General features: G+C 57.5%; 14 protein-coding genes. 10 read left to right on the top strand and 4 right to left on the bottom strand.

Going from position 1 to position 14,933, the window contains the following annotated elements; genetic code table 11:
- Window positions 1-35 precede the first annotated feature (35 nt).
- A complete protein-coding gene (locus QA648_RS00505; protein WP_283048926.1) occupies window positions 36-938 on the top strand; it encodes a GNAT family N-acetyltransferase in 903 nt (300 codons plus the stop codon).
- 105 nt (window positions 939-1,043) lie between these two features.
- Here QA648_RS00505 and QA648_RS00500 read toward each other — a convergent pair whose 3' ends face one another.
- A complete protein-coding gene (locus QA648_RS00500) occupies window positions 1,044-1,487 on the bottom strand; it encodes an SgcJ/EcaC family oxidoreductase (RefSeq protein ID WP_283048924.1) in 444 nt (147 codons plus the stop codon).
- 61 nt (window positions 1,488-1,548) lie between these two features.
- Between QA648_RS00500 and QA648_RS00495 the strand changes: the two genes are divergently transcribed.
- Window positions 1,549-1,989, top strand: coding sequence for a MarR family winged helix-turn-helix transcriptional regulator (locus QA648_RS00495; RefSeq protein ID WP_283048922.1), 441 nt, complete (start codon window positions 1,549-1,551; stop codon window positions 1,987-1,989).
- Between the two features lie 388 nt (window positions 1,990-2,377).
- Window positions 2,378-3,160, top strand: coding sequence for a hypothetical protein (locus QA648_RS00490; RefSeq protein WP_283048921.1), 783 nt, complete (start codon window positions 2,378-2,380; stop codon window positions 3,158-3,160).
- 143 nt (window positions 3,161-3,303) lie between these two features.
- On the opposite strand, the gene QA648_RS00485 is transcribed toward QA648_RS00490, so the two are convergent.
- Window positions 3,304-3,804, bottom strand: coding sequence for a hypothetical protein (locus QA648_RS00485; RefSeq protein ID WP_283048919.1), 501 nt, complete (start codon window positions 3,802-3,804; stop codon window positions 3,304-3,306).
- Window positions 3,805-3,848: 44 nt separating this feature from the next.
- Window positions 3,849-4,064 carry a hypothetical protein gene (locus QA648_RS00480; RefSeq protein ID WP_283048917.1) on the bottom strand — a complete coding sequence of 72 codons (216 nt, stop codon included), beginning with the start codon at window positions 4,062-4,064 and terminating at the stop codon, window positions 3,849-3,851.
- 209 nt (window positions 4,065-4,273) lie between these two features.
- Between QA648_RS00480 and QA648_RS00475 the strand changes: the two genes are divergently transcribed.
- On the top strand, window positions 4,274-4,939 hold the full coding sequence (locus tag QA648_RS00475; RefSeq protein WP_283048916.1) for a recombinase family protein: 666 nt from the start codon (window positions 4,274-4,276) through the stop codon (window positions 4,937-4,939).
- Between the two features lie 40 nt (window positions 4,940-4,979).
- On the opposite strand, the gene QA648_RS00470 is transcribed toward QA648_RS00475, so the two are convergent.
- Window positions 4,980-5,174: a hypothetical protein gene (locus QA648_RS00470; protein WP_283048914.1), complete on the bottom strand. Its 195-nt coding sequence runs from the start codon at window positions 5,172-5,174 to the stop codon at window positions 4,980-4,982.
- A gap of 252 nt (window positions 5,175-5,426) precedes the next feature.
- Between QA648_RS00470 and QA648_RS00465 the strand changes: the two genes are divergently transcribed.
- The 6 genes from QA648_RS00465 (at window position 5,427) to QA648_RS00440 (ending at window position 14,903) form a co-directional block, all read left to right on the top strand.
- Window positions 5,427-5,957, top strand: coding sequence for a hypothetical protein (locus QA648_RS00465; RefSeq protein ID WP_283048912.1), 531 nt, complete (start codon window positions 5,427-5,429; stop codon window positions 5,955-5,957).
- Between the two features lie 650 nt (window positions 5,958-6,607).
- Window positions 6,608-6,766: a hypothetical protein gene (locus QA648_RS00460; protein ID WP_283048910.1), complete on the top strand. Its 159-nt coding sequence runs from the start codon at window positions 6,608-6,610 to the stop codon at window positions 6,764-6,766.
- 152 nt (window positions 6,767-6,918) lie between these two features.
- Entirely contained in the window at window positions 6,919-8,448 is a 1,530-nt protein-coding gene (istA, locus tag QA648_RS00455) for an IS21 family transposase (RefSeq protein ID WP_283047244.1), read from the top strand.
- 12 nt (window positions 8,449-8,460) lie between these two features.
- The gene (gene istB, locus QA648_RS00450; RefSeq protein ID WP_104825865.1) at window positions 8,461-9,198 is read left to right on the top strand and encodes an IS21-like element helper ATPase IstB; all 738 of its coding nucleotides are present in this window, start codon (window positions 8,461-8,463) and stop codon (window positions 9,196-9,198) included.
- Window positions 9,199-9,553: 355 nt separating this feature from the next.
- Window positions 9,554-13,084 carry a hypothetical protein gene (locus QA648_RS00445; RefSeq protein ID WP_283048908.1) on the top strand — a complete coding sequence of 1,177 codons (3,531 nt, stop codon included), beginning with the start codon at window positions 9,554-9,556 and terminating at the stop codon, window positions 13,082-13,084.
- An 802-nt stretch (window positions 13,085-13,886) separates the two neighbouring features.
- Window positions 13,887-14,903, top strand: a complete 1,017-nt coding sequence (locus QA648_RS00440; protein WP_283048906.1) for a hypothetical protein — start codon at window positions 13,887-13,889, stop codon at window positions 14,901-14,903.
- Window positions 14,904-14,933: the final 30 nt, after the last annotated feature.

Here is a 14,933-nt window from a genome sequence, read left to right as displayed (position 1 = left end):
CGCATTCTCCCGTAAACCTTTGCCGGAGTTATCCGATGTCGCTTGTTTACAGACCTGCTCGAGCGGAGGATTTGCCAGCGACCGATGCTCTGGTGGTTGCCAGCATCAATGATCTTACCGTTCGGCATGGCTTCGGCCCGATGGCGGCAGCAAGCCCTCCCAGCTTTCAGATGTTTTCGCTCAAAGACGATCCTGATGGCCTATGGGTCGCAGAAGATGGCGGGGAAATTCTCGGCTTTGCCTGGAGTTGGGTTTGCGGCAATGTTTGGTTCCTCGCCCAACTGTTCGTCGATCCCGCCCGACAGGGCCAGGGCATCGGAAATGAACTATTGGAACGAACCATGGAGCACGCCCGGAAATCGGGGGCGACTCACAAGGCGCTGATTACTTTCACCTTCAATCGTGTCTCGCAGGGCCTCTACATGCGGCACGGCCTCTTTCCCAAGATGCCGATTTACTTTTTCAGTGTGGCACGCGAACGGGTGAGGCAGACGCTGCCGGAACCGCCATTGCGTGCCATCGCGATCGACAACAGCACCGCGACCATGGAAGATCTTGTCGAGATCGATTCCCATGCCATAGGCGTCTCGCGGGAGAAACACCACCGTTACTTGCTCAACGACCCGGCGACTACGGGGGTTTTGCTCTACGCCGGCAGCGATCCTGTCGGCTACAGCTATATTGCCTCCAATGGGCACATAGGGCCGCTCGCGGTCACGCGGCCCGACTTTCTTCATGATGCCTTTGCGACTGCGTTGAAGCTGGCGGCAGATGGTTCCGCTGAGAATATATCGGCGTTCCTTCCAGGCACATGCGACAGCGCCTTGAGCCTTGCGGTCAAGCAAGGCATGCGGATCACCTTTCCGATGCTGTTGATGGCTTCGCCCGGCTATGGAGACTGGACGCAGTATATGCCGCGAAATCCGGGCTTTATGTGATCCGACATCTGCCGACAGCGCAACGGATTCGATTGCTGGCGGGCAGCTCGCCACCATCATCGTGGCTCGCCGCACGTAGCCCACATCTCGGCCGCGAAGAGCGCGTCAGCTCTGCAGCTTACGCTGAGCTTCCGCTTTGCCGTCCTCGGGCAAGTCCATGTTGTGCATGACAGCAATTGACCAGACGTCTTGTTCGCGCACGATCACCATGTTGATCAGCCCGTGGCGCTCTGGCCATTCATTCCCTCTCGGATCACGCGCGCCCGTCATGCTCCAGTGAATGTCGAGCGCGACAACATCGGGCCGGATAGGACGAATTTGCGTTCCGGTTGCTTCGAGCTGACTATCCTTGAACATCGTCTCGAATATGGGCCTGTGAAACTGCTCGATCGATGACCGGCCTCTTGCCTTCATTCCAAATACGTTCGTGAAATCAGCATCTTGAGCAAATATCGCGGAAAAGGCCCTGGCATCGTGGCTATTCCATGCGGCGACGAACGCATCAACGATCTGTTGCGCGGCTTGTCCAACGTCAGGATACAGTGACATCTCAAGTCCCCTATCTTAATATGGCATCCATACTATATGGCAACCGGAATTAATTGGAAATATGGTAACGCCTTACACGCAGTCACTTCTGCTCTATGCCTATCAGGCCTCCGCACACGCGCTCACCGAGACGCTGCACAAGCGCGGCCATCCAGCCATTCGGCCGAAGCATGGCGCAATCTTTGCCAATATTGATGAAGAAGGAACCCGAGCCAGTCTGCTTGCCGAGAGGGCAGGTATGGGCAAGGCCGCGATGGGCGAACTGATTGATGATCTGGAACGCCTTGGCTATGTCGAGCGGGCGCCCGACCCTAAGGACAGGCGCGCTAAGCTCGTCACCGCCGGTCCGAAGGCGCGACAGGTGATGCAGATCGTTCACGAATTTAACGACGGGATCGAACGACGATATCGTGAGCTTTTGGGAGAGCAAGCCTATCAGATATTGCGCACCGCCCTGCGGACCATCGCGGCAAAGGACGACATGCAGCCGAGGATGCGTTGAGGCAAAGCAGCAAGGGATGACGAAAAGTGTGGGCGGTTTTCGACGGAGTTCCGCTCCAACTACGTGATCGAGATCAGGCTGATTTTGGGCCGATCGGGCTTAAAATCATCTCGATCGAGATTGATGCCCGGCTGTTCCGGAATGATGGAGAAAATGGCGCACCCGAAGAGAGACGCCTCAACGGCTCGCAAGGAGCTTCCTAACAATTTGAAATCAAAGCCATCTCGCCACGACCGAAGCAAAGCGATGTGACGTAATGTGAAGGAGCAAAGGTCAGTTGGCAAGAGCGGTTGGTAGGTTTTCCGCGAAAGTTGTGATCAGAGCATTCGCTTCAGTTGTCCACGCGGCGCAAAAATCATAACGATAAGCGGTAAATCGGGGAAAAGCGGTGAGCGACAAAGCAGAGCGACTCCATTCGTTGATAGGTAGGATGCAGACCGCATCTCAGGAGATATCCGTTAAGCAGCCCGGGGGCGGCACCAGCACCGCCTTCAACTTACCACTGTGGCAATCTTTTGGTCTGGTGGCTTCTTCGCTCGGTTATGGGGATTATGGGGAATTTCGTGAGGCGTTCCTTGCCTTGTGTTACTCAATACGCGATGACGTTCGGACTATACCGATGCAAAAGGAAACGGTTCGAGCAAGCTGGCTATCATGTATTGAAGCCTTCTCGAAAGTGTTTGATGCCAACAACTTCGGCAGTCCCACGCATCAAGTCTTTGCGAACCACTTTTCGGGAAGAAATCTCGAAATCCTAGACGCAATCTCTGAGAGATTTCAAATCACTGGCGTAAAGGAAAGCACGCCTGCCGAAATGGAGGAGGCCCTATCGGCTGTCCGAGAAGTTATAAAAGAGTTCCAGAAAGCCGAAAAGCTCGACGCTAGAATAGCCGCCGTACTCAGCCATTACTTGCAGCAAATAGAGACGGTATTCAGACACACTGAGGACTTCGGAGACGAAACCTTCTGGAAAGTCTACAAAGAAATCTTTGCGACTTTTATGCAGGTCCATCCAATAATTGCCGGTTTAGATAATGGTGATGAAATAGCGAGTAAGATAAAGGTTGTGTGGAATAAACTCGCATTAAGATCTATCGCAGGTATTTCTCTGTCGGCAAATCTCGTACAGATCGCGCAAGGTGTTTGGCCTCTCCTTCATTCGTCCCACTAAGTGTCCGTGAACTAGAAAATGGGTCGCACACCTCAGAGGTGATCACGTGGCAGCGGCGGCGAGCACTTCCCCCCGTGCCACCCCCAGGCTTCCCCTTTCTGCAATGAAGAGGCCACCTGCCCCCGGCTGCTGAGTCAAGGCACCTACGAAAGTCCAATGTTTGCTCGAAGCTGAGCGGCTAGGCCCTGTGCCTTTTCCATAAGCTCTGAAACAGCCGAGACGTGCGACCAACTATTTCCCTCAAAGTGCGCTGAGAACTCAGCATCAGCCTGGGCTTGCCGGACTCCGTTCTCAAAGGAAAGTAGCTCGTTCATCAGTGTCACGTCTATCAGCCGCCAATCACAATCGGTTGGCAGTTTTGGAGGCGAGGGTATGTTTATAGAACCTACAGCTTGGTATTGCTCATAGTTTGCTTCCATCATATCCACGAGGTCTTTGCATTCGATGGCAAAGGCTTCAAGCGCTACTGCTGCGCTGACACTTAAGTATCGGGCCTCCCGCCTTTTCTTTCTGTGTCCCTTGACGAATTCAATGAGCTCGCGAAAAGACGCTGAGACAACGCCTGTAGCGATGACTGCGCCTACCACTTTATCCGAAGTCCATAGCTGAAGGTCCAACTCACGCCCCTCCTTAGTGATGTCCATTGGGTCTCATTGCGGCAAGCCTCTCGCCTCCCGCTCTGCATGCCCTAGTCCGCACCGTCCAGCAGAGCGTCAAACACCTCTAGCAGCGCTTCACTTATCGCAGACCCCAAGGCGTTGCCCGCTGCCCTGATGGTCTCCTCATTGCCGCCTTGGGCTGCCAACGCTAGGTCAGCGCCTTCCTCTCCCATGATGGCTCTTGCGCGTTCAATGGCCCACTGCGCGAAGTCGCTGCGATTGGTGATTGTCGTGGTGTCTTCCATCGGCTTGCCTCCTTGCCTGTCGGGGATTGGCTTTAGATCGTGTCGCCCGGAAAGCCAAGCGACAGACTCTTTCTCACCTACTTCGAAAAGGTACACGTTAAGCGAATCGTCCCGCGTGCTTCCAAAGTCCACTTCGATAATACTCATTGACAACTTAAAGCGAAGCGTGAGATACCGAAGCATGTAAAACGAAGCGAGGAGCTTTTCGCATGTTCATTCGGGCATACCTCAGAGCCTCCACAAAGGAGCAAGACGCCAGCCGCGCAAAGACAGACCTCCAGCGCTTTGTTGATGAGCGGGGTCTCAAGATCGCAGCTACCTACATGGAGAACGAGAGTGGGGCATCCCTGAAGCGCCCCGAGCTGTTCCGCCTGCTTGCCGATTGCCAGCCCGGAGACGTGCTGCTGGTGGAACAGGTGGACCGACTAAGCCGCCTCAACGCAGACGACTGGGAAGTGCTGAAGAGGGAGATTGCCCTTAAGCGCGTTCGGGTGGTTGCCTTGGACTTGCCCACCTCCCACCAACTGGCCCAGCAAGGTAGCGATGAGTTCTCGGCACGGATGCTGGACGCGATCAACGGGATGATGCTGGATATGCTTGCTGCGATAGCCCGCAAAGACTACGAGGATAGACGCAGGCGGCAGGCCCAGGGTATCGAGAAGGCAAAGCAGCGAGGAGCCTTTAAGGGACGGCCCGAGGATGAGGAGCGCAATGCTGGCTTGGTGATGATGCTCAAGGCGGGCATGTCCTATAAGACCATCATTGACAGCACCAAGACCAAACGCAAGGACGGCTCAGGTTACGATATGGTCTCCAGCTCCACGCTCGCACGGCTGGCAAGGCGCATGAAGGAAGAGCAAGCCGCAGACGCTTAGCGCTTAACCAGGGAGCCCGTAACGATGGACAAAGGCCCGGCTATAAGTCGGGCTTTTCTGTCTCTTCAGCTTGGCGCTTGGCCACGCGCTCCCGCTTCCTAAGCTCAAGGTCTACAGCACCCCTAACGAGGTCCATGCGGGTCTCGCCCTCTGCCAGCACGTTGTCCATCCGCACGAAGGTCCCTTCCGGAAACCGTGCGGGCATATTGTCGTGATTGATCTTCTTTCTGGCCATTCCCCACTGCCTATCTGATATCTATTTGGGGGTCAAACTGAATTCATTTAGATATCTCCTATTGACAGCAATTAGATATCCAATATGCTGTCAATTAGATATCTAATTTAAGAAACCTAGAGCTACCCTTAGTCCACCAAGACGCGGCGGCCATTGGCTAACCCTAGACCCCCATATGACTGGCGTTAGGCCGGGCGCAAAGCTGTGCCCCGGTGAGGGGAAATCTATGTGCCTCAGGAGGGCAACAAGATCATGAAGATTTTCACCACTCTCAACGACATCCGTGCCCATAAGCCGCTACGTGACGACTTCAAGCGGCTACTCGCATATCTCGGAAATGACCACGCGGATGATGAACCTCTGGACGTGGTGACCGTGCTGCGCTGCAACGGCCTTGATGATGTCCTCTGGACCCTTGCCTGTGAACCGCAACACTGGAAGGCGTACCGAGGGCTGGCCATTCAGTTTATTTGGAGCGAGGTAGACCCCGTAACCGATGCGACGGCTTGGGACTACTTGATGGCCCTGGAGGATATCTTGGCTCAGTCTGCCACCGATGCGGATTTCAGAGCAGCGAGCTTGGCATTGGGCAACGCTCCGAGCTGGACCCAGATGGCGGCTCATCAAGGGGTATGGTCCGCAAGGTGGTCTGTGAGCAATGCCGTGAGCGAAGCGACGTTGACCGGGATAGCAGAGGCGTACCTCTCCTCATCGGCAGAGGCGGCGGGTGGGCCGCTAGTCTGCGCCACAAAAGCACGGGAAGCCTTTGCAAGGGCGGCATGAGGCCAAATCCCGCAGTAGTGGAGAGACAACACTCAATGCATACCAAGAAGCTCGGCACACAGCCGGGCTTTTTCCTATTCCCTTCGTATAGTAGATAGTTCAATCTTGAACTAATATCCTTGAGCAGATGGTATGCCTCGCCAGCTTTAGACCACATCGATTCTCGTTAAGCTGGTCGCATGGTTGCAGCGAGCTACCTTTTCGGAGCTGAAGTTACCGGCTTCCGGTCGCCGTCCGAAGATTTTTTTGCTCAACCGCAGATTTGCGAAATTGGTCTCAATTGATGGCGTTTCGTTCTTACGAAGGGAATTAGCCATTCACCATTTCCGCACATCCCCTTATGCACCCAATACGTGCAATACCACGAAATTTATATTGACACCACAACCTGTAGAATGCTGTTGTTGGCTCACAGAGAGGCGGTGGAAGATCAAAAACCGGCAGAACCGCAGCGAGATAAAGTCGCTAGGCTGCCCGCGCCGTGACCCTCTAAGCCGAAACCCGTTGCCACCAATACGTGGCCGCATCTCAACACATCGCCGCTAACCGCAAGATTTCGCGTGGCTAATCACCAGCCGATGACGCGCGTTCTGTTGCACCCATTCACCCAATTAACTGCTTCGATATTCGAAGACATCACGGAGACCCGCATGGACCCGAAGGAATTCGAGAGACTATTTCCCTCACCGCAGAACGAAACACAAGGGGAGCAGGAAGCCCCGAACACGCAGCAGCCCACCGAGCAGGCCACCCAGCCTCAAGCCCAGCCTGCAAATTCCGAGGCAATCCGCCCCCTGATTCCGAAATGATGTCGCCCCCCAATTCCGAGAAATAGTCGCCCCCTTGTTCCGAGATGATGCCGCCCCCTTGGAGGCGTCTGGCAAGGGTGGGTCTGCAGGTGTGAAGTTTCTTCCTTCGACGTTGACGAGGAAGGAACGGGATGCCAGCGGAGAGATTGGAGATGCGGCGTGTCCGCGAGATACTGAGATATCGTTTTGAGCAAGGACTTGGGCACAAGTCGATTGCGGTGCGGGTTGGAACTGCGCCCTCGACGGTGCGCGAGACGCTACGGCGTGCGGCGGTAGCCGGGCTGTCGTGGCCTCTCGGCGACGACGTCAACGATACAGTCCTGGAGGCAACGCTTTACAAGGCGGCCGGGACGAAGATTGGGCACCGTCGCGCTCCTGAGCCGGAGTGGGCACAGGTCCATCGCGAGCTGAAGCGCAAGCATATGACGCTGCAGATCCTCTGGGACGAATACATCAGCCGTCATCCGGATGGTTATCGCTATAGTCGCTACTGCGACCTCTACCGGGGCTGGGCTCTGAAGCTGCCGGTGACGATGCGGCAGGATCATATGGCCGGCGACAAGCTGTTCGTCGATTATGCCGGCGACACGGTCACGGTGATTGTCGATCGGTTGTCCGGCAAGACCCGACAAGCCCATCTGTTCGTGGCGGTTCTGGGCGCGTCGAGCCTTTCATATGCACATGCCCGGTGGAGCGAGACGCTTCCCGACTGGATCGAATGCCATATCCAGGCGCTGGAGTTCTTCGGCGGTGCGCCAGCCTTGCTGGTTCCCGACAATGCCAAGGTGGCGATCATCAAGGCGTGCCACTTCGATCCCCAAGTCAATCGGACCTATTGTGCGATGGCAACCCACTATGGCAGCGCCGTCCTGCCGACGCGGCCACGCCGTCCTCGCGACAAGGCGAAAGTAGAGGCTGCGGTTCGTATCGTCGAGCGCTGGCTGCTGGGCCGCCTTCGCCACCGCACCTTCCACAGCCTGGCCGAGGTCAATGCGGCGATTGCCGACTTGCTATATGATTTGAACGACAGGCGTGTCCTGCGCCGGGTTGGCGTCACGCGCCGCCAATTGTTCGAAGAGCTCGACCGGCCCGCTTTAAGGCCATTGCCTGTGGAACGCTATGTCTTTGCGGAATGGCGTATCCGGCGTGCCGGGCTGGATTACCACGTCGAGATCGAGCGGCACTATTACTCCGTTCCCTATCGCTTCGCTCGCGAGCAGGTCGAGGCGCGCATCACCGCCAATACGATCGAGATCTTCCACAAAGGCGAGCGAATAGCCGCCCATCGCCGCTCCAGCGGCAATGGCAAACACACGACGATTCCCGATCACATGCCCTCAGCCCATCGCCGCTTTGCCGACTGGACGATCGAACGCATTCAACGCGAGGCCTCTTCCATCGGGCCGGAGGTGGCGTTGCTGTGCGAGAAGATCCTCGCCGACAGGCCGCACCCGGAGCAGGGCTTTCGAGCCTGCATGGGAATTATCCGCCTGAACAAAAGCTTTGGCCGCGACAGAGTGAACGCTGCTTGCAGCCGTGCACTGGAGATCGGGGCCCGGACCTACGGTTCGGTGCGCTCCATCCTCGACAATCATCTTGATCGAACGGCTTCCACCAATGGACCGGCTTCGCATGAACCGATCCATCACGAAAACATCCGCGGACCTCGCTATTACCACTAAGGAGAACGAAGAATGCTTGCGCATCCAACACTCGATAAACTCAATTCCATGGGCCTGGCCGGCATGGCAAAGGCCTTCGGGGAGCTCGTCACCAACGGCGAAGCCGAACATCTCTCGCACGCCGAGTGGCTAGGACTGCTGCTCGAACGGGAGTGGAGTTCCCGCTACGATCGTAAGCTTGCCGCACGCCTCAGGTTTGCCAAGCTTCGCCACCAGGCCACCCCGGAAGATGTCGACTATCGCAGCGAGCGCGGCCTTGATCGCGCGCTCTTCATGAAGCTGCTCGGCGGCGACTGGATCAACGCTCATGACAATCTGGCCATTTGCGGACCCTCGGGTGTCGGAAAAAGCTGGTTAGCCTGCGCTCTCGGCCACAAGGCTTGCCGAGACGATCGCTCCGTTCTCTATCAGCGTGTCCCAAGGCTATTTGCCCAGCTTGCGCTCGCTCGGGGCGATGGCAGGTATGCCCGGCTGCAGCGGACTTTGGGCCATGTTCAAGTCCTGATCCTAGATGACTGGGGCCTCGAACCGCTCAACGAACAAGCCCGGCACGACCTCCTCGAAATCCTCGAAGATCGCTACGGCCGCCGATCAACCATCATCACCAGCCAACTTCCCGTATCGGCATGGCATGGCGTCATAGGAGACCCGACTTACGCCGATGCCATACTGGATCGCCTCGTTCACAACGCTCATCGCATCGAATTGAGCGGCGATAGCCTACGCCGAAACCTGCCCCGAAAAGCTTGACACCCTGCCTAAATGAACTGACAACAATCATCGCCTGCAGACCCCACTAAAAAGGGGCGAGATCATCCCGGAATCAAGGGGCGCAATCATCTCGGAACAAAGGGGCGGCTTCATCGGAATCGGCACCCAGCCCGAAGCATCTGGCGCACAGCTAGACCCTCAAGCTCTCCAGAGCCTCCTTGGCACTGTTCAGGCTGCTGCTAGTGGTGGCAGTTCGGCTCAGGGCGGGACATCCGAGCAGCCATTTGGCGCGGAGCTCGGTATCACACAGAACCCTGATGGCTCCTTTAGCGCCCCGGATGTTGCGCCGGATGACCCGCATGCTTCCCAAGAGAACGCTATGGGGATGGCCGGAATGGTTGCGCCGGTCACAGGTGGCCTCAAGTCTGTCTTTGAGACCAAGGACTTCCTGTTCGGCGATACGCCACCTGAGCGGCAGTCAGCAGCACGCCAGTTCGTAGAGGGCCTGGACCAGCACATCAAGCAGGAAAGCCCGATCATCGGGGGTCTCTCCTCAGGCATCGGGCAGTTCACCGTGGCGATGGTGGGTCTTGGCAAGCTGGGCACTCTGGCAAAGGCTGTGCCGATTGTTGGCGAGTCGCTGGCATCGGGCCAAGCCTTTGTGGAAGCCTATAAGTACGGGAAGCTTGGGCTTGAAGCTGGCAAAGCGGCCCTCGCTGGTGCCATCGCCTTCGATCCCCACGAAGCCCGCCTATCCAATCTCATCCAGGATACCCCGCTAGCCAACCCCTTCAATGAGTGGCTCTCTGCCAAGCCTGGGGATAGTGCCGCAATGGGACGCCTCAAGAACGCCATGGAGAGCCTTGGCATGGATGCGGCCATCATCGGCTCATTCACGGGGGGTCTCAAGATATGGAAGTACCTGAAGGCAGGCGATACGGCGGCAGCAAGTCGGGCTGTGAGCCAGCTTGAAGCCGAGCAGCACGCCCACATAGCGCAGGAGCAGCAAGCCAATGCAGGTGTGGGACAGCAGCCGGGGACGGTTGACCCCCAAAAGTATAACCCCGCTAATCAGAACGCCGTGGCAAGTCCTAGTGTCACCGAGGGGGCAGGCTCCGTGCCAGCAACGGCAGAGGGCAACTCGGCTGGAGCTTCTGGCCAAGAACTGACTGGAGGTTCCGAGGCCAAGCCCCAAGCCGCCTCACCGGAGCAGAGCCCACAGGTAGAACAAACGCCCGCCGCCAACCCCCCACCGTTCAAACCAGTGGTGGACTTCCAGCCCCGCGCCATGCCGAGCCTCCTGGATGAGCTGCCGTCATCCCTTGAGAATGCCCAACGAGATTGGGAAGCGATGGTGAAATTTGGAAGCTGGGAGAAGATGGCCCAGGCTGGCCAACGACTGAGCCCCGACTTGGGAACCCTTTGGGACCGCTTCAAGAATGACAGTGATGTACTAGAGGCAATGGACCTTGCCGTCCACCACAAAGCCGAAGAGCTTCAGGCTCAAGGGTTTCGGGGAACGCTGACAGACCCCAAGCTGCAAGAGCAGATCGCGGCGTTTGCCTCGCTGACTGGAACTGATCCGGCAGGGCTTGCCGGTATCCTTCAGCAGGCTGGAGAGGCATCCACTACGCTGACAGCAAAGATGATCACGGCGGGATCACTTGCGGCAAAGGCCTTTCAGGACGCCTCCTTGCTGGCCATGCGGCGCAAGATTGGGGACTATACACAGCATGGTAGCGTAGAGGCCATGGAGCAGGAGATTGCCAAGCGGTTCTCGATTGCTACCATCTTCCTCAAGATTGCCAGCGATATACGATCCCAGGCCGGTCGCTCTCTTCGCGCTAACAGGGGCAAGCCCTTTGATCCCTCGCTATTCGAAGGCGTGAGTAAGGATCGGCTGTTTGATTTGCTCGTCCAAGCCCAGGCGAATCCGAATGCTCTCAAGACGTTGGCAGACCCCGGCTTAGGCCGAAAGATCATGGACACCGTGAACTACATGCGGGTATCTAGCTTGGTGTCCGGCCCTAAGACCCAGCTCATCAACATGATGACGAACGGGTACATGCTTGGTGTTCGCCCTATGGAGCGTATCCTTGGGTCAGTCCCCGGAGCCGTAGCAGGCAGCGATGCCAGCAAGGCGCTCATCAAGGAGAACCTGAAGCAATACTCCTACATGGGGTCTGCCTTCTACGATGGCTTCTCCCAGGCTGTCAAAGCGTTCGCCAACAATGATGGCGTGCTGCGTCCCCACAATTCGGAGGCATTCGGCCCAGAGGCGAGGTGGCAGGTTCCCGGCACACAGGCCCTCGGAGCCAACTACTTCAAGCCATGGGATAGCATCCCCAATGTCCTCTACAATGCGTTCTCCATTCCGCTCAGCGTGGCGGGTGTGGCTCCTCGCACTCTCGGTGGTGTGGATGAGTTGGTGAAGCAGATTGTCTATCGCTCCAAGCTGGCCGCAAGCGCCAATATGGAAGGCACCGAGCAGGCCGTTAAGGCTGGGCTCACTGGGAAGCCTGCAAAGGATTTCGTCAAGAGCTACGTCTCCCAGCGCCTAGACAATGCGTTTGACGCCGAGGGCCGAGGGCTGGACCCCAATGCCCTCCGTGAGGCCAACATCGCGACATTTCAGCAAGACCTCCTGCCGGGAACATTCGGGAAGAACGTCCAGAACTTCATCTCCAACGACAAGACCCAGCTCACCCGTCTCATCCTGCCTTTCGTGAAGACGCCCACCAACGTCATCCGGTATGGCTGGAAGATGACCCCCGGCCTCAATATGTTCCAAGAGGAGTATCGCCAGATGCTCAGCGGGGCGCTGGGGCAGGAGGCTAAAGCCCAGGCGGTTGGCCAGATGACGATGGGGTCTCTCTTCATGGGGGCCGCTGCGTTCCTCGGTGCTCAGGGCATGGTGACCGGTGGTGGCCCTGCCGATCCGAAGCTTAAAGCCCAGCTTCTTGCCACCGGCTGGCAGCCGTACAGCATCGTGGTCCAGCATGATGACGGCACAAAGTCCTACATCCCGTTCAACAGGTACGATCCCGTGGCGCTGCCTTTCGGCATCATCGCGGACATTCAGGATGCCTACCACATCATGGGTGACGATGCTGCCGGTACGCCCGAGATCGAGAACGCTATCGGGGCTTTGACCGTCTCGCTCGCCAAGCAGTTCACCAGCAGGACATACTTGCTGAGTTTGAACCAAGCTCTGGACGCCATCACAGACCCCGATGCTAGCGGCGTTAGGTTTGCAGGCAGCATGGCTCAGAGCATGGTCCCATTCAGCGGGGCCACACGTCAGCTCTCCACGGACCCGTTCCTTAGGGACGCCCGTACGATCACAGACAAGATGATGCAAGTCATCCCCGGCATGTCGCAGGACCTTCCGCCCAAATACAACTGGTTGGGCCAGCCGGTACTCAATCGCCAAGGCTTGTGGTCTGACGACAATGGCAGCCTAGTGGACCAAGAGACCCTTAGGCTCGGGCTTGAGGGCGGAACGGCGATGGGTCCTCCGTCACCGACCCTCGCAAACAAGGTGGACCTACGCAACATCACCATGACCAACGGTGAGAACGCCTATGTGGCCTACCAGCGCTTGGCCGGTAAGCCTAGCCCCAATGCCAAGTCGCTAAGGGACACCATAGCGGATGCCATGCGGTCAGAAGCCTACCTTAGGGCACCGGACGGCCCGATTGATGTTAGAGGCACCAAGCAATGGCTACTCGCCCTCCGCGTGGAGAAATACCGCGCTGCCGCAATGGCGAGGCTGAAGGCGGACAAGAACGTGCGGGATGCCCTGATGGCGGCTCAGCGCAAAGTCGCAGACCACTATCAGCATTTGAAGGGTGACCCGCAAAGCCCAGAGCAGCGGGCAAACATACAGCGCATCATTGACGGTTTCGGGGCGGGCAACAAGTGATGGAACCCAATCCTACTTTCAAACTCTTCATCCATTCGGCGGGTATTAACTCAAGCAGAAACAGCTTTCCCCAACACGTGTGGTTGGCCTGTCTTGAAAGCTCTAATGGAGAGACCGTTTGGACCAACACGTCAGAGCCTCCCGAAGTCCTAGATGGCTCGGCATCTCATGTGTTGCACCTCGCCATACGGACGACGGTGGACCGTTGCCCCGACAATTGCACTGTCTATCTGCTCTCGCCCCAGGAGAACATTGTCGCGATATACGGGGTGACACGTGAGAGGCGTCGGCAGGATCGATACAGGGGCTCGGACAAAAAGCGCCGTCCAAGTGCAGACCTGATAAAGGACATTGACGATGTGACGGAGGCCCGTGGGATCACTCTTATAGGCCGGAAGCCCCAGGAGAACCATGAGTACGAAATGGTGGACGTAAGGTTAAGAGCGGAAGCTGAAAGCCGCTGGAAAGACGCTTGCGCCGCTGCGGATAGTGATTTCACCTGATGGACCAGCTACCCGCCAACAATAAGGGGAGGTTCCGCGCAAATGCGGAGCCCATCCCCGTGCCCAGCTCCGAAAGCCCAAGGGTACTGCACTGGGACGAATGGCTTTTCGGTGACGCTGGGCGGATCGCTGCCTTAGCTGAGGAGGTCGCCAGTCTGCTCCTACCCCCTGCTGTGACACCGGGAAGAGCGCCCCGCTCAGATGCCGCTCAGCGCCGCCGCCTCGCTGTGGAAACGCTTGTCGCCAACCTAATCGTCGTCATTCAAAGCCCCATGCGTTATGCCAGCTTGGCGGTCCCGATGGCCAGCACCAAAGGCAGCCGATACGACCGCCGCGCGTTCAGCCGGGAGGTCTTGAGAGCATGTGTCATGGCGATGCACGAAGCGGGCTTTCTGACGGTAACCGAAGCGATCTTCCGGCAACAGCGTACGACGGTCTCACCTACCGAAAGCTTCCGGCTACTCGTCCAGAAACACGGGGTCACGCTCGGTGATATCGGCAGGGTGCTGGGCTGCGAGACGATTGAGCTATGGGCGGCAGTGCCCAAACACCAACGGAAAGAGCGGATAGAATATCGCGACACGCAGGAAACCGAGCGGCTACGGGCGGCGATGGAAACCATCAACACGCACCTTTCCAGCGCAGACATTCGGTATGGTGGCCAGCCCCTCCATCCGGTCGGGCACCTCGTCCGCAAGTTCCGCGCCGGGGGCGTGGGCGAGCCGCACGGGTTCAATCTTCATGGCCGGCTCTATGGTGGCGTATGGGAAACACTGCCGAAATCACAGCGGCACTTACTGACTATTGACGGCGAGGAACTATGTGACCTGGACTTTTCCGCGATGTTCGTGAGGCTGGCATACTGTCGGCAAGGCGTGCAACCCCCAGCGGGTGACCTATATGCCATCCCCGGTTTGGCGGGCTTTCGTACTGCTCTTAAGCCTGTGGTCAACTCGCTATTCTTCCGGCAAAAGGAGGCCACGAGGTTGCCCGCTGAGGCGCGGGAAGCATTGCCCGGGGATTGGACCATGGGCCGTGTAAAGGCCGCTGTAGCCGCTCTCCACCCCGCCATAGTGCCGCTCTTTGATACCAACGTCGGCATGGAGCTTTTCGCTGCCGAAGCGGAAATCCTTGTCGCTGTGCTTCTGGCCTTATTCGCGGCGGGTATTACGGCGTTGAATATGCATGATGGCATCTTGGTGGCCCAGTCCAAGCGGAAATACGCAATGGAAACAATGCGGCGTGTGAGCTTTGAGAAGACCGGCTTTGTCTTCGAGGTCTCCGAGAAGTCTGTCATAAGGCCGCTTGGGGAATAACTTCTTGCTATTGGACTAGAGGCGGCGGCT

The sequence above is a fragment of the Rhizobium sp. CB3171 genome, from assembly GCF_029714265.1.
Classification (GTDB): domain Bacteria; phylum Pseudomonadota; class Alphaproteobacteria; order Rhizobiales; family Rhizobiaceae; genus Rhizobium.
This window is presented reverse-complemented; position numbering and strand designations above follow the sequence as displayed.

Excerpts from the sequence above, each read along its gene's own strand:
- QA648_RS00500 (WP_283048924.1), bottom strand. The coding sequence starts at position 1,487 with ATGTCACTGTATCCTGACGTTGGACAAGCCGCGCAACAGATCGTTGAT.
- QA648_RS00465 (WP_283048912.1), top strand. The coding sequence starts at position 5,427 with ATGAAGATTTTCACCACTCTCAACGACATCCGTGCCCATAAGCCGCTA.
- QA648_RS00470 (WP_283048914.1), bottom strand. The coding sequence starts at position 5,174 with ATGGCCAGAAAGAAGATCAATCACGACAATATGCCCGCACGGTTTCCG.
- QA648_RS00475 (WP_283048916.1), top strand. The coding sequence starts at position 4,274 with ATGTTCATTCGGGCATACCTCAGAGCCTCCACAAAGGAGCAAGACGCC.
- QA648_RS00480 (WP_283048917.1), bottom strand. The coding sequence starts at position 4,064 with ATGGAAGACACCACGACAATCACCAATCGCAGCGACTTCGCGCAGTGG.
- QA648_RS00505 (WP_283048926.1), top strand. The coding sequence starts at position 36 with ATGTCGCTTGTTTACAGACCTGCTCGAGCGGAGGATTTGCCAGCGACC.
- QA648_RS00440 (WP_283048906.1), top strand. The coding sequence starts at position 13,887 with ATGGCCAGCACCAAAGGCAGCCGATACGACCGCCGCGCGTTCAGCCGG.
- istB (WP_104825865.1), top strand. The coding sequence starts at position 8,461 with ATGCTTGCGCATCCAACACTCGATAAACTCAATTCCATGGGCCTGGCC.
- istA (WP_283047244.1), top strand. The coding sequence starts at position 6,919 with ATGCGGCGTGTCCGCGAGATACTGAGATATCGTTTTGAGCAAGGACTT.
- QA648_RS00445 (WP_283048908.1), top strand. The coding sequence starts at position 9,554 with ATGGTTGCGCCGGTCACAGGTGGCCTCAAGTCTGTCTTTGAGACCAAG.
- QA648_RS00460 (WP_283048910.1), top strand. The coding sequence starts at position 6,608 with ATGGACCCGAAGGAATTCGAGAGACTATTTCCCTCACCGCAGAACGAA.
- QA648_RS00485 (WP_283048919.1), bottom strand. The coding sequence starts at position 3,804 with ATGGACATCACTAAGGAGGGGCGTGAGTTGGACCTTCAGCTATGGACT.
- QA648_RS00495 (WP_283048922.1), top strand. The coding sequence starts at position 1,549 with ATGGTAACGCCTTACACGCAGTCACTTCTGCTCTATGCCTATCAGGCC.